This window comes from Megasphaera sp. AM44-1BH, assembly GCF_003467125.1.
Classification (GTDB): Bacteria; Bacillota; Negativicutes; order Veillonellales; family Megasphaeraceae; genus Megasphaera.
The window spans coordinates 1-12,947 of record NZ_QSFA01000033.1 but is presented as its reverse complement, the minus strand read 5'-3'; the positions used below and the strand labels follow the sequence as shown (position 1 = coordinate 12,947).

General features: G+C 43.9%; 11 protein-coding genes. 9 read left to right on the top strand and 2 right to left on the bottom strand.

Features of this window, described 5'->3' with window-relative positions; translation table 11 throughout:
* Window positions 1-84 precede the first annotated feature (84 nt).
* Window positions 85-3,609, top strand: coding sequence for a pyruvate:ferredoxin (flavodoxin) oxidoreductase (gene nifJ, locus DW949_RS12915; RefSeq protein ID WP_199595927.1), 3,525 nt, complete (start codon window positions 85-87; stop codon window positions 3,607-3,609).
* A gap of 119 nt (window positions 3,610-3,728) precedes the next feature.
* Here nifJ and DW949_RS12910 read toward each other — a convergent pair whose 3' ends face one another.
* Together DW949_RS12910 and DW949_RS12905 are read right to left on the bottom strand one after the other, a co-directional pair.
* The gene (locus DW949_RS12910; RefSeq protein ID WP_118023606.1) at window positions 3,729-3,983 is read right to left on the bottom strand and encodes a hypothetical protein; all 255 of its coding nucleotides are present in this window, start codon (window positions 3,981-3,983) and stop codon (window positions 3,729-3,731) included.
* Between the two features lie 7 nt (window positions 3,984-3,990).
* Window positions 3,991-4,281: a NifU family protein gene (locus DW949_RS12905; protein WP_118023605.1), complete on the bottom strand. Its 291-nt coding sequence runs from the start codon at window positions 4,279-4,281 to the stop codon at window positions 3,991-3,993.
* 233 nt (window positions 4,282-4,514) lie between these two features.
* Here DW949_RS12905 and DW949_RS12900 point away from each other — a divergent pair, with 233 nt between their 5' ends.
* From DW949_RS12900 to DW949_RS12865, 8 genes are all read left to right on the top strand, one after another.
* Window positions 4,515-5,612, top strand: a complete 1,098-nt coding sequence (locus DW949_RS12900) for a glycerol dehydrogenase (protein WP_118023604.1) — start codon at window positions 4,515-4,517, stop codon at window positions 5,610-5,612.
* Window positions 5,613-5,816: 204 nt separating this feature from the next.
* Window positions 5,817-7,184 (top strand): pyruvate carboxylase subunit B, encoded by a 1,368-nt coding sequence (locus DW949_RS12895; RefSeq protein WP_118023603.1) that lies wholly within the window; start codon window positions 5,817-5,819, stop codon window positions 7,182-7,184.
* Window positions 7,185-7,458: 274 nt separating this feature from the next.
* The gene (locus tag DW949_RS12890; RefSeq protein WP_118023602.1) at window positions 7,459-8,613 is read left to right on the top strand and encodes a hypothetical protein; all 1,155 of its coding nucleotides are present in this window, start codon (window positions 7,459-7,461) and stop codon (window positions 8,611-8,613) included.
* Window positions 8,614-8,622: 9 nt separating this feature from the next.
* Complete coding sequence (locus tag DW949_RS12885; protein WP_118023601.1) at window positions 8,623-9,645, top strand: ParB/Srx family N-terminal domain-containing protein; 1,023 nt, start codon at window positions 8,623-8,625, stop codon at window positions 9,643-9,645.
* Window positions 9,638-10,051: a hypothetical protein gene (locus DW949_RS12880; protein ID WP_118023600.1), complete on the top strand. Its 414-nt coding sequence runs from the start codon at window positions 9,638-9,640 to the stop codon at window positions 10,049-10,051. The genes DW949_RS12885 and DW949_RS12880 overlap by 8 nt, the downstream gene beginning before the upstream one ends.
* Window positions 10,048-11,556: a DEAD/DEAH box helicase gene (locus DW949_RS12875; RefSeq protein ID WP_118023599.1), complete on the top strand. Its 1,509-nt coding sequence runs from the start codon at window positions 10,048-10,050 to the stop codon at window positions 11,554-11,556. Before DW949_RS12880 ends, DW949_RS12875 begins: the two co-directional genes overlap by 4 nt.
* Window positions 11,525-12,529, top strand: a complete 1,005-nt coding sequence (locus DW949_RS12870) for a ParB N-terminal domain-containing protein (RefSeq protein WP_118023598.1) — start codon at window positions 11,525-11,527, stop codon at window positions 12,527-12,529. Before DW949_RS12875 ends, DW949_RS12870 begins: the two co-directional genes overlap by 32 nt.
* 74 nt (window positions 12,530-12,603) lie before the next feature.
* Window positions 12,604-12,777, top strand: a complete 174-nt coding sequence (locus DW949_RS12865) for a DpnD/PcfM family protein (RefSeq protein WP_118023597.1) — start codon at window positions 12,604-12,606, stop codon at window positions 12,775-12,777.
* Window positions 12,778-12,947 lie beyond the last annotated feature (170 nt).

Sequence of the window (12,947 nt, the reverse complement as noted above, 5' to 3'; positions counted from 1 at the left end):
CGTCAGGGTAACCTGGAAATGAAGAAAGAACTGGCTAAGAAGATTGCTCATATTGAAGACTAATGGGATAGAGGAGCGATAATCATGGTAAAAAAGACGATGGATGGGAATACCGCCGCAGCCTATGTTTCCTATGCCTTTACGGAAGTGGCAGCGATTTATCCCATCACTCCTTCTTCGACTATGGCCGAGCTGGTCGATGCCTGGTCTACAGAAGGGAAGAAGAATATATTCGGTGACCGCGTACGGGTCATGGAAATGCAGTCCGAAGGCGGTGCGGCAGGAACGCTCCACGGCTCCCTGCAGGCAGGTTCCCTTACGACGACTTACACGGCAGCACAGGGCTTGTTGCTCATGATTCCGAATATGTACAAAATCGCCGGCGAACTGCTTCCGGCCGTATTCCACGTCAGCGCCCGTGCTGTTGCCGCCAACGCCCTCAGCATTTTCGGCGACCACATGGATGTCATGGCCACGCGGCAGACCGGTTTTGCCCTGTTGGCATCCAACTCCGTACAGGAAGCCATGGACCTCGGTGCCGTCGCCCATCTGTCGGCCATCAAGAGCCGTATTCCCTTCCTGCATTTCTTTGACGGGTTCCGTACCAGTCATGAAATCCAGAAAATTGATGTCCTCGATTACGACGACCTGGCAAAACTCGTCGATTACGACGCCGTCCGGGCCTTCCGCGACCGGGCCCTCAACCCGGATCACCCTGTACTACGCGGTTCGACCCAGAATCCCGACGTATACTTCCAGACACGGGAAGCCGTCAATCCTTTCTATCAGGCCCTGCCGGCCATCGTGCAGGAATACATGGATGACATCAACAAACTGACAGGCCGCAATTATCAGTTCTTCAATTACTATGGCGCGCCCGATGCCGACCGGGTCATCGTCGCCATGGGGTCCGGCTGTGAAACCATCGAAGAAACAGTGGATTACCTCAACAGCCGCGGCGAAAAGACCGGCCTGGTCAAAGTCCACCTCTACCGGCCGTTCCTCAACGACGCCTTCCTTGCAGCCGTACCGGAAACGGTAAAACGCATTGCCGTCCTGGACCGGACAAAAGAACCCGGTGCCGATGGCGAACCGCTCTGCCTCGACGTGCGCAACGCCTTCTATGGCAAAGCCGGTGCGCCGCTCATCGTCGGCGGCCGTTACGGACTGGGCTCAAAAGACTTCACGCCGGCTGATGTTGCCGCTGTCTTTGAAAACCTCAGACAGGATACGCCTATGAACCGGTTTACGGTCAGCATCGTCGATGACGTGACACACACCTCGCTTACGCCGTATGACATGACCTTTGACCCGACACCGGCCGGTACGATCAACTGCAAATTCTGGGGCCTCGGCAGTGATGGTACGGTCAGCGCCAACAAGAGCGCCATCAAGATTATCGGTGACCACACCGACATGTACGCCCAGGGATATTTTGCCTACGACTCCAAGAAGGCCGGCGGCGTCACCGTATCCCATCTGCGTTTCGGTAAACTGCCGATCCGCTCGACGTACCTCATCACCCAGGCTGATTTCATCGCCTGCCACAATCAGGCCTATGTCCAGCAGCTGGACCTGCTCAAAGGCCTCAAGCCGGGCGGCACCTTCCTTTTAAACTGTATCTGGAGCCCGGACGAACTGGACAAGGAACTGCCGGCATCGATGAAACGCTATCTGGCAAAGAACCACATCCATTTCTATACACTCAATGCCGTAAAAATCGCATCGGAAATCGGCCTCGGCGGCCGGATCAACATGATCATGCAGTCGGCCTTCTTCAAGCTGGCCCAGGTCATCCCCGTCGAAGACGCCGTGAAATACCTGAAAGAAGCCGTTGTTAAATCGTACGGCCGTAAAGGGCAGAAAGTCATCGACATGAACTATGCTGCCATCGACAGAGGCATAGACGCCCTCGTTCCGGTTGCCATTCCCGACAGATGGGCCGATGCCATAGATACGGATACACAGGATCCGTGGCAGGGCAAAGACGTACCGGATTTTATCCGCCATATCATGGTTCCCATGAACCGACAGGAAGGGGACAGCCTTCCTGTCAGCGCCTTCAGCGGCCGCGAAGACGGTACCTATCCGCTGGGCGTCACCCAGTGGGAAAAACGGGGTATCGCCGTCAACGTGCCGGAATGGCAGGCAGATAAATGCATCGAGTGCAACCAGTGTTCCTTCGTCTGCCCCCATGCGGTCATCCGGCCTATCCTGCTCACAGAGGACGAAGCAAAGAATGCGCCCGGTACGCTGGTCTGTAAACCAGCTAACGGTCTTCCGGGCTTCCAGTTCCACATGGCCGTCTCTGCCGAAGACTGCACGGGCTGCGGCAGCTGTGTCAACGTCTGCCCGGCCAAAGACAAGGCTCTGGTCATGAAACCTCTGGCCAGCCAGCGCAAAGCCGATATGGCAAATTGGGAATACACCTGGAACCTGCCTGTCAAAGATATTCCCGAAACCATGCAGGCTACCGTACGGGGCAGCCAGTTCCTCAAACCGCTTCTCGAATTTGCCGGCGGCGCCTGCCCGGGCTGCGGCGAAACGCCGTATGCCAAACTGGTTACCCAGCTCTTTGGCGACCGTATGATGATTTCTAACGCAGCCGGCTGTTCCACTGTCTGGGGCGGCAGCGCACCGACTGTTTCCTATACGACCGATGCCAGAGGCCACGGCCCGTCGTGGGGGTTCTCCCTCTTTGAAGACAATGCCGAGTATGGCTTCGGCATGCTCCTGGGGACTGAACACAACCGCAGTCATGCAGCCCGCCTGGCAGAAGCCGCACTCCATGAAAATATCCCGGCCGATGTCAAAGATGCCCTGAAAGACTGGCTCGACCACAAGGCTGAAGGCACGGGGACGCGGCAGCGTGCCGACCGTCTCACGGCTCTTCTGGAAGTTCATAAAGGGCAATATCCTGTCCTGCAGGACCTCTACGACAAACGGGATTTCTTCGTCAAACGCAGCCACTGGATCTTCGGCGGCGACGGCTGGGCCTATGATATCGGCTACGGCGGCCTCGACCATGTACTGGCAGCACGGGAAGACATCAACGTCCTCGTCTTCGATACGGAAGTCTATTCCAACACGGGTGGCCAGTCGTCCAAATCGACGCCGACAGCGGCCATTGCCAAATTTGCCTCGGCAGGCAAACGGGTCCGCAAGAAAGACCTGGGCCTCATGGCCATGTCTTATGGCTATGTATACGTTGCCCAGATTGCCATGGGCGCCGACAAGCAGCAGACGCTGAGAGCCATCCGCGAAGCCGAAGCCTACCATGGCCCGAGCCTGATTATCGCCTATGCGCCATGCTCCAATCACGGCATCAAGGCCGGCATGGCCAGGACACAGCTGGAAGCTAAAAAAGCTGTCGAATCGGGGTACTGGTCCCTCTACCGCTACAACCCGGACCTCAAAGCACAGGGAGAAAATCCGTTCCGCCTCGACTCCAAAGAACCGACGGAAAGCTTCCAGGATTTCATCCGTGGCGAAGTACGCTATGCGTCCCTGATCCAGAAATTCCCCGATACGGCACCGCAGTTGTTGCAGCAGGCCGAAGAAGACGCGCGGGAACGGCGGGAAACATACAAGAAATTAGCGGCCCTGTAAGAGTTCGTCTCTTACTTTTCATACAATACCAATCCTTCACTAAAACGAAACGAACCTGGCCCTCTTCCGTGGAAACCAGGTTCGTTTCGTTTTGTCTGTAGAAAAGGCGGAGACAATCCTTATAATAAAGACCGGACAGCCGTAAAGTCGTCAGGGCACTGGAGCGTCACGATTTTTCTGCGGGCTTCGAGCCCGTCTGTATTGGCGCAGATGCAGGGACAGCCGCAGACGATGAGCCAGTAATCGGCCTGACGGACACCATGGGCCGCATAGACCCAGGTGTGGCCGGGAAAGTCAGCCATGAGCCGCCGTACTTCCTGTGCCCGGTCGTAGGTGCTGTTGCAGCCGCCGCAGTATTTGATGCCGATAACCATAGGCTGCCTACACATGATGCTGGCTGAGGATAGCCTTGGCCTGGGCAATGAGGTCGTCGCTTACGCTCGTGTCGAGGATGACATCTTCGATTTCCGGGAACACCGCTTTCAGCCGTTCGGCAACGATTTCTTCCGTCGTAATCGTTGCAGACGGACAGCCGCTGCACATGCCGGTCAGGCGGATGTATACCTTGCCATCGGCGAAATCCTGCAATACCACATTGCCGTGATGGGACGCCAAGATGGGGCGGATATCCCGTTCCAGTACTTGTTCTATATCCTGCGTTGTAATAGCCATAAAAAAGGCCTCCATTTCCATATATAATAAAGAATATATACAATATTGTATAATGAGCGGCGGGGAATGTCAAAATGAAACCGTCCGTGGACTGTATGAGAAATACGAATATACAAATTCATACGTAAATTCGCATGAAATTCTTCCTTTTCTTTCCAGTCTATGGTAAAATCGTCTGTATGAGAAGTTATTATTTTTATACAAAGGCATAGCATCAAGGAGGTTTACGTACAATGGCAGTAGTACTCAGAGACGTAGGACAGTATATCCAGGGCGCAGGTGAACTCGACAACCTGGGAAAATTCGTAAAAAAACTGGGCAATAAGTTCTTGCTCATCTGTTCCCCCAATAATAAACAGCGCATCGGCGACCGCATCGAAACGGCCCTCAAGAGCGTAGAAAAGGAAATGGTCTATTCCGAATTCCACAACCAGTGCACCATGGAAGCCATCGAAAAGGCCATCGCCGACGGGACTGCTGCCGGCTGTGATATCGTCATCGGTGCCGGCGGTGGTACGGCCATCGATACGGCCAAAGCCGTGGCAACCAAAATGGGCGGCATTCCCTGTGTCATCATCCCGACCATCGCATCCAACGATGCTCCCTGCGCCGGCCTTTCCGTCGTCTACAATGAAGAAGGCGTCGTCGTCAAAGTCATCAACATGGTCCGCAACCCCGACGTCGTCCTCGTCGATACAGGCGTCATTGCCCAGGCACCGCGCAAATTCCTCGTATCCGGCATGGGCGATGCTCTGGCTACGTATTTTGAAGCCCGCGCCTGCTGGCGTACCGGTGCCCGCACCATGGCACGGGGCAACTGCTCCCATACGTCGCTGGCCATGGCAAAACTCTGCTATGACCTCCTCCTCGATCATTCCGTCAAGGCTCTGGAAGCTGTAGACCGCAATGAAGTGAACGAAGATTTGGAAAACGTCGTCGAAGCCTGCATTTACCTCAGCGGGTTCGGCGCCATCTGCGGCGGTCTGGCTGCTGCCCATGCCATCAATGACGGCCTCGGTGCCGTACCGCAGATTCACGCCAACGGCACATCCCACGGTGAAAAAGTCGCCTTCGGCCTCATCGCCCAGCTCATTCTCGAAAAGGCTCCTAAAGAAGAATGGGATACGGTCCTCAACTACATCCACGCCGTCGGCCTGCCGTCCACACTGGCTGATCTGGGTGTTACGGAATTTGTCGAAGCCGATTTCCGCCGGGCTGCCAAAATCGCCGCATCGCCGAAAGAATTCACCAAGAACGTCCGTGCCGACATTACGGCCGATGAAGTCTATGATGCCATCCTTGCTGCCGATAAAGCCGGCGCTGCCAAATAAATCCCTGTAGCGGAGAAGCTGATAGTACATAAAAAAGAACATTTCCTCTATGCATACAAATCATGAGGAAATGTTCTTTTTATCTATACCAGCCAGGGCAGTCTGTCTTATTATGGGCAAATATGGTATAATACCTGTATATGTCTTTAGTACCACGTAATAGTACTAGATTTCATAGGATAAAAACCAGATGGAGGATATAGAATGGCTCAAGTAAAGATTACAGAAACGGTGCTCCGCGATGGCCACCAGTCCATTGCGGCGACACGGATGCGGCTCAGACAGATGCTGCCCGTGCTGGAAGCAATGGATGATATCGGCTACAATGCCCTGGAATGTTGGGGTGGCGCTACCTTTGATACGTGTATGCGCTTTCTCGATGAAGACCCGTGGGAACGGTTGCGGACCATCAAGAAGTACGTACAGAAAACGCCGCTGCAGATGCTGTTCCGTGGACAGAATATCCTGGGATACCGCCATTATGCCGACGATGTGGTATACGAATTTGTCAACCGCGCCGTCGATAACGGCATCGACATCATCCGCGTATTCGATGCTCTCAACGACCCGCGCAACATGGAAGCGGCCATCAAGGCGGCAAAAGATACGAAATCCGTTCACGTGCAGGGAACCCTGGTCTATACCATCAGCCCCATCCACACGCTGGAATCGTTTACTCGCGTAGCCGGCGAACTGGAAGAAATGGGCGTCGATTCGGTCTGCATCAAGGACATGTCCGGTCTTTTGGCACCGTACGATGCCTACAACCTGGTACGCATGCTGAAAAAACACCTGCACGTACCTATCGAACTGCATACGCACTGCACCTGCGGATTTGGCGAAATGACCTATCTCAAGGCCATCGAAGCCGGCGTAGATATCATCGATACAGCCCTGTCGCCCTTTGGGGAAATCACCAGCCAGCCAGCCACGGAAACGATGGTCATGGCACTGCAGGGGAGTATCTACGACTCCGGCATCGACATAGAAAAATTATGGCCCCTGACGGAACACTTCAAAAAAGTCCGCAAAGAACTGGCCGACGAATTCAAACTGACCATGCCGGCCCAGATCAACCCCGCTGTCCGCAAATACCAGATTCCCGGCGGCATGCTGACCAACCTGTACAACCAGCTCAAGAACCAGGGAGCGGAAGACCGCTTTGACGACGTACTGGCCGAAATGCCGAACGTCCGCCGTGACCTGGGCTATCCGCCACTGGTCACACCGACCAGCCAGATTACCGGCTCGGCGGCAGCACTGAACGTACTCTTCGGCCGCTACAAAATCATTACCAACGAAGTCCGGGACATCGTCCGCGGTAAATACGGCCGTGTACCGGGTACCATCTCCGAAGAATTCCGCAAAATGTGCATCGGCGACGAACCCGTCATCGACCACCGTCCTGCCGACGACCTGGAACCGGAACTGGGCAAAGCCAAAGAAGAACTGGCTAAAGAAGGATTCCCCGATGCCAGCCCGGAAGACGTCCTGAGCTACACCCTCTTCCCGGAAGTGGCTCTGCCGTTCTTCAAGAGCCACAAAAAGAAACAGACCCAGGAACAAGCCTGAGTGAGCAAATAAGAATCACAGCATCCATAAGCCATACAACTTGTGGATGCTGTTTTTTGCGTGTGTAAAGATTTTAAATGTGTAAGATTTAGATAATATAGATTTACTATATTGGAGAATATTTCTATTTGAAACGATTGGTAATATGAGTAACTTCATGTACTGCATAATTCATCAAAACAAATAATTATATAAAAAATTAAATTTGTAATTGATCACTGAAGAAATTGAGTATACTATATATACTAGAGAATTATAAGTATATGGTGATATTATGAATATTGGAATTGTTGATGCCGACTTGCTGGGAAGGAAAAAACATCGATTTCCCAATTTGGCTTGTGAAAAAATATCAGGATATTATAAAGAACAGGGATACCAAACAGAGTTAGTGTTAGATTTTAATGATTTATATAAATATGATAAAGTTTTTGTGTCGAAAGTATTCACCGATACGGAAATGCCACCGTTTCTTGAACAATCTGATACGGTCCAATTTGGAGGTACTGGATTTTATTTTGATAAAGCTCCTAAATTGCCTGATTGTATAGAACATCACATGCCTGACTACCATTTATATGATAAGTGGATTGAAAAGGAAGTAAGGGCAAAGAAATTGTTTTGTGAAAAAAAGAACAAAAAATTCAATGAACAATATTTTATGCAGCAATTCAAAGAATATACAGATTATAGCATAGGCTTTTTGACAAGAGGCTGTTTTCGTAAATGCAAATTCTGCGTTAATCAGAAATATAATCGTGTATTTTTACACAGCCCACTCAGCGAATTTTTGGATACAGCGCGTAAAAAAATATGTTTGTTAGATGATAATTTCTTGGGAATTGGTTATAAAGAACGAAAAAGAATGTTTAGTGAACTTTTAACATCTGGGAAGCGTTTTAAATTTAAACAGGGACTGGATGAACGTTTATTAGATGATGAAATTTGTAAAATACTTTTTTCATCAAAATATGATGGCGATATTACGTTTGCTTTTGATAACATTGAAGATTATGACGTTATTCATAATAAGTTAAAAATAATCCGGCAATATAAGAATAGGAAAAGTGTAAAATTTTATGTATTAGTAGGATTTGGAAGCACCGATGCATTAGATATAGAGAATGCGTTTAAACGTATAGAATTATTATTTCATTATGGCTGTTTGCCTTATATCATGCGTTTTCAAAATAAAAATGATACACCATGGAAAATATCTGAATTCAGAAGTTTTTATATTACATTGGCACGATGGTGCAATCAACCAAGTATAGTAAAAAAAATGAGTTTCCGTGAGTTTTGTGAAGCAAATCAAGAATTACATAAAAATAAGAGTACATTGTGTTCATCAATGGATGCAATGAGAATGTTTGAAAATAAGTATCCAGACATTGCAAGAAAATATTTTGATATACGATTTGAGATATGAGGTGGAATTATGGCTGTACAGTATAAATTATTACCTATTAATAAAATAAATCTAGATATAGATAATCCTAGAATTAAGCAATACCTTGAAATATATGGCGATAACGTGACAAGTGATGGCATTGCACTTGCCTTGAGTTTTTCTGCTGGAAATGATACACGCTCTTCGCTTGATGCCCTAAGGGAATCGATAAGAGTGAACAAAGGTATAATTCAACCTATTCTAGTTAATAAGAAAATTGATGGGCAATATGTTGTTATAGAAGGAAATACGCGGGTACAAATATATAGGGAATTTTCTGAAAAAGATCCACAAGGGCCATGGGATAAAATTATTGCAATTGTATATGATAATTTACCCGTTTCTCAAATTCATGCAATTCGATTGCAATGCCATTTAGTTGGTGCCAGGGATTGGGATCCTTATTCGAAGGCTAAATATCTAAATCAATTAAGTAATATTGATCATGTTCCTTTATCAGAAATTATCTCGTATTGTGGAGGAAAAAGGAATGAAGTTCATAAGCTTATTGATGCTTATTGTGATATGCGGAAATACTATGAACCTATTGCTATAAAGGCAGGAGAAGATCCAGATCCTCGGGAATTTTCTAAGTTTAGTGAACTACAGAACATAAGCATTATTAATTCACTACAATTGCATAAATACACAAAAGAGGATTTTGCAAAGTGGGTGGTTCGTGGAAATATTGATACAGCACAAAATGTGAGAAAATTACCTCAGATACTCAATAATAAAATGGCACACAGCGAGTTTTTAAAAACTAATATCAGTGAAGCAATAAAATATCTGCATGCAGATACAAACAATTTAAAAAAATTAGAAACAGAATCTATGTATGATTTAGCTTATATATTATCAAAGAAATTAAGAGATATAACGCTAAAAGAAACAAAGGCGCTGAAATGGGATGATGAATATAATGAAAAAAAGGGGATATTAGAAGATTTACAATATTCACTTAATGAAGTATTAGAAAGTATAGATTCGTTAGGAGAAAATAATGGCTGAATCGCAAGAACACATACGTCTTGTTAACTTAGTGTATAAGAAAGTTTGTAAATTAGTACCTGAATCAAAAACCTGCTTGGTTGAAAAAGATTCTCCTGAAAATAGAAAAGTTGGATATAATGTTCAAGGGTTTATTCCTGATGTTTATTATTGGCAGAACGATTTGTTCATTATCGGAGAAGCAAAAACTCTTAAGGATTTTTCTTCCCGTCATAGTAAACTGCAATTGCGAGCATATATAGATGAATGTCAGAAGTTTATCGGAACTGCTTATATAATAATTGCAGTTCCATGGCCATTAAAAAATACAGCATTAAATTATTTTCGTAAAATAAGAAATAATGAAGATGTAAATAATAGTAAGTTCATAGTTGTAGACGAATTAGGAAGTGAGTTTGAAGTATGAGTTGTATTATCTCGAATTCTCAGACTAATCTTTCTGTAAAAAACAAAGCTTTTCCTTATCAAGCACAAGCTATTAATGCAATAAAAGATTTAGAATATGCAGCCATTTTTCATGAACAAGGTTTGGGAAAAACCAAAATTGCAATTGATTTAATGATGTATTGGTTGAAAAAAAAATATGTGGATACGGCACTAGTTGTCACGAAGAAACAACTGATAAAAAATTGGCTTGATGAGTTTAATTTTCATACGTATATTGTACCTAAGGTGCTTAATAATAACAGAAATAGTAATTTTTATGTTTTGAACAGTCCGGTTAAAGTTATAATTACTAACTTTGAAACTATATCATCGGAGAAAGAACGGATTTCTTTATTTTTAAGGTCAAGAAATGTAGGTATTATCGTTGATGAATCTACTAAATTAAAAAATCCTCATGCCAAATTAACTAAAAGCTTTTTTGAAATATCAGATTTGTTTAAAAGAAAAGTAATTATGAGCGGGACACCTATTGCAAATAGACCCTATGATCTTTGGGCACAAATTTATTTTTTAGATAAAGGGAAAAGCTTAGGGGAAAATTTTGAGAAATTTAAAAAGAATACAAATTTAACCAATATTCTTAATAACAACTTAGATGCACGTACTTTGTTCGAACAAAGTGTTGCTAATATTAATGAACGAATTTCATCGTTTTGCATAAGGGAAACAAAAAAAAGTTGTGAGATTAAATTACCCAATAAAATATATAAATCGTTATTTGCTACATTTTCAAAACAACAAAAAGAAATGTATGAAGACGTGCTTCATACAATGAAAATTGAAATAAAACAAAACGGTGAGCCGATTCTTGATGATGATAAACTAGCTCTTAAAAGATTAATTCGTCTTTTAGAAATAACTTCCTGTCCCAAATTAATTGATGATGATTATGATGAACTGTCCGGAAAAGAATTAGTGTTAAAAAAAATCATTGATACAATAGTTGATAGGGATGAGAAATGTATTGTTTGGTCTTCATTTATTGAAAATATTGAATATTTTACTTCGATATATAAAAAATATCATCCTAGAAAAATACATGGTAAAATGTCAATTTTAGATAGAAATTTATCTGTTGATATTTTTAAAAAGAATCCAGAATGTAGAATTTTATTTGCTACACCACAGGCAGCAAAAGAGGGACTTACATTAACTGTAGCTAATAATGTTATATTTTATGATAGAGGGTTTAATCTTGATGATTATTTACAGGCACAAGATCGAATTCATAGAATTTCTCAAAAGAAAATTTGCTATGTTTATAATATCATGATTGAAGATTCTGTAGACATATGGATAGAGGAATTACTTGAGGCAAAACAGCAAGCTGCTTTTTTAGGTCAAGGAGACATATCTTTATTAGAATATGAAAAAAAAGCAGATTATAGTTATTGCGATATCATTAAAAATATACTTGAGGCAGGTCAAAAATATGACAAAAGAGACTTACACATTAAAAAATAAAAAATTTACTGTAGAAAATAAAGAAATTCCAGAGTCACATCTTTTGTTTTATACAGAAAATCCTAGGATTTATAGTATTTTAAACAAAACTGGAATAGAACCAAATCAAGATAAAATTTATGAACAAATGATTAAAATGGAACATGTTAAGATTTTAAAATCTTCTATAGAAAGTAATGGAGGAATAATTGATCCATTATTAGTTAAAGACAATGCAGATGATACATATACAGTATTAGAAGGTAATAGCCGTCTAGCAGCAATTCGTATGATTTGCGAGACAAAAAAAGATTTAGCAAAGTGGGGAATGGTAAAATGTAAAATATTTCCGGTAGAATTTAATGATGATGAAATTTTTGCTTTGTTAGGACAATATCATATTATTGGCAGAAAAGATTGGGACGCTTATGAACAGGCAAGTTATTTATATCGTCGCTATGAAGCTACTAATATGCCAATTGATTGTATGGCAAAAGAGTTAGGAATAACTGCTGCCAGTGCAAAAAAAATGATTAATACGATTGAATTTATGAGAAAACATAAAGATGAAGATAAGAGACATTTTAGTTACTACAATGATAATTATTTAAATAGTAGAAATGTAAAAAAGTATAGGGATACTTATCCTGACCTTGATAATCGAATAGTTGAAATGGTGAAAGAAAATCAAATTAAAGACTCTAAAGATTTAAGGAAGCTTAATGATATCGCTAAATGTCGGGATGCAATTTCAAAACGAGTTATGAGAGATATTGCTGAAGGAAAAACAGATCTTTATGATGGATATAGTCGTTTACAACAAAGTGGAAAATTAGGAAACTGTTTACAACACTTAAAAAGATTCAAAGAATATGTTAATAATGATGATATTGTTAAAGAAATAAAAAATTCGACAAAAGAACAGCAGAAAGAAATAGATTTTCAGATAAAAAAAATTATATGTAGATTGGAACATATTCAAAAAAAGACTTAACTGCATTTACAATAATATTATGTAAAGAATTTCATCAATGTATTACTAAATTTTTGAAAAAGGAGACGGAAATTATGCGTTATACCGTTCTCGTAGAAGAGGTAGTCAGTCAGGAATTTGCTGTGGAAGCGGCTTCGCCGGAAGAGGCGCTGCGTGTGGCGGAAAACCAGTATCGCAAAGGGGAAATCGTGCTGGAACCGGGAAATCTGGAACAGGTATCTATGAAAATCGTAGGAGATGCAGAGTGAGGATTGCATATTAGTATAATTACGGTAAGTGCATATGGATTGCCCGGCGGAGTGAAGTGTTATAATACGGCGTTCGAGGGTATTACGGGAAAAATGACCTCCATCTTTGACACTTATGAAAGAAAAAAGGGTCTAGTCCAACTTTTGTGGTTGGGCTAGACCTTTTTTTG

What these genes read in the sequence shown, in the direction of transcription:
- nifJ (WP_199595927.1), top strand. Translation starts at nt 85, where the DNA reads ATGGTAAAAAAGACGATGGATGGGAATACCGCCGCAGCCTATGTTTCC.
- DW949_RS12910 (WP_118023606.1), bottom strand. Translation starts at nt 3,983, where the DNA reads ATGGTTATCGGCATCAAATACTGCGGCGGCTGCAACAGCACCTACGAC.
- DW949_RS12905 (WP_118023605.1), bottom strand. Translation starts at nt 4,281, where the DNA reads ATGGCTATTACAACGCAGGATATAGAACAAGTACTGGAACGGGATATC.
- DW949_RS12900 (WP_118023604.1), top strand. Translation starts at nt 4,515, where the DNA reads ATGGCAGTAGTACTCAGAGACGTAGGACAGTATATCCAGGGCGCAGGT.
- DW949_RS12895 (WP_118023603.1), top strand. Translation starts at nt 5,817, where the DNA reads ATGGCTCAAGTAAAGATTACAGAAACGGTGCTCCGCGATGGCCACCAG.
- DW949_RS12890 (WP_118023602.1), top strand. Translation starts at nt 7,459, where the DNA reads ATGAATATTGGAATTGTTGATGCCGACTTGCTGGGAAGGAAAAAACAT.
- DW949_RS12885 (WP_118023601.1), top strand. Translation starts at nt 8,623, where the DNA reads ATGGCTGTACAGTATAAATTATTACCTATTAATAAAATAAATCTAGAT.
- DW949_RS12880 (WP_118023600.1), top strand. Translation starts at nt 9,638, where the DNA reads ATGGCTGAATCGCAAGAACACATACGTCTTGTTAACTTAGTGTATAAG.
- DW949_RS12875 (WP_118023599.1), top strand. Translation starts at nt 10,048, where the DNA reads ATGAGTTGTATTATCTCGAATTCTCAGACTAATCTTTCTGTAAAAAAC.
- DW949_RS12870 (WP_118023598.1), top strand. Translation starts at nt 11,525, where the DNA reads ATGACAAAAGAGACTTACACATTAAAAAATAAAAAATTTACTGTAGAA.
- DW949_RS12865 (WP_118023597.1), top strand. Translation starts at nt 12,604, where the DNA reads ATGCGTTATACCGTTCTCGTAGAAGAGGTAGTCAGTCAGGAATTTGCT.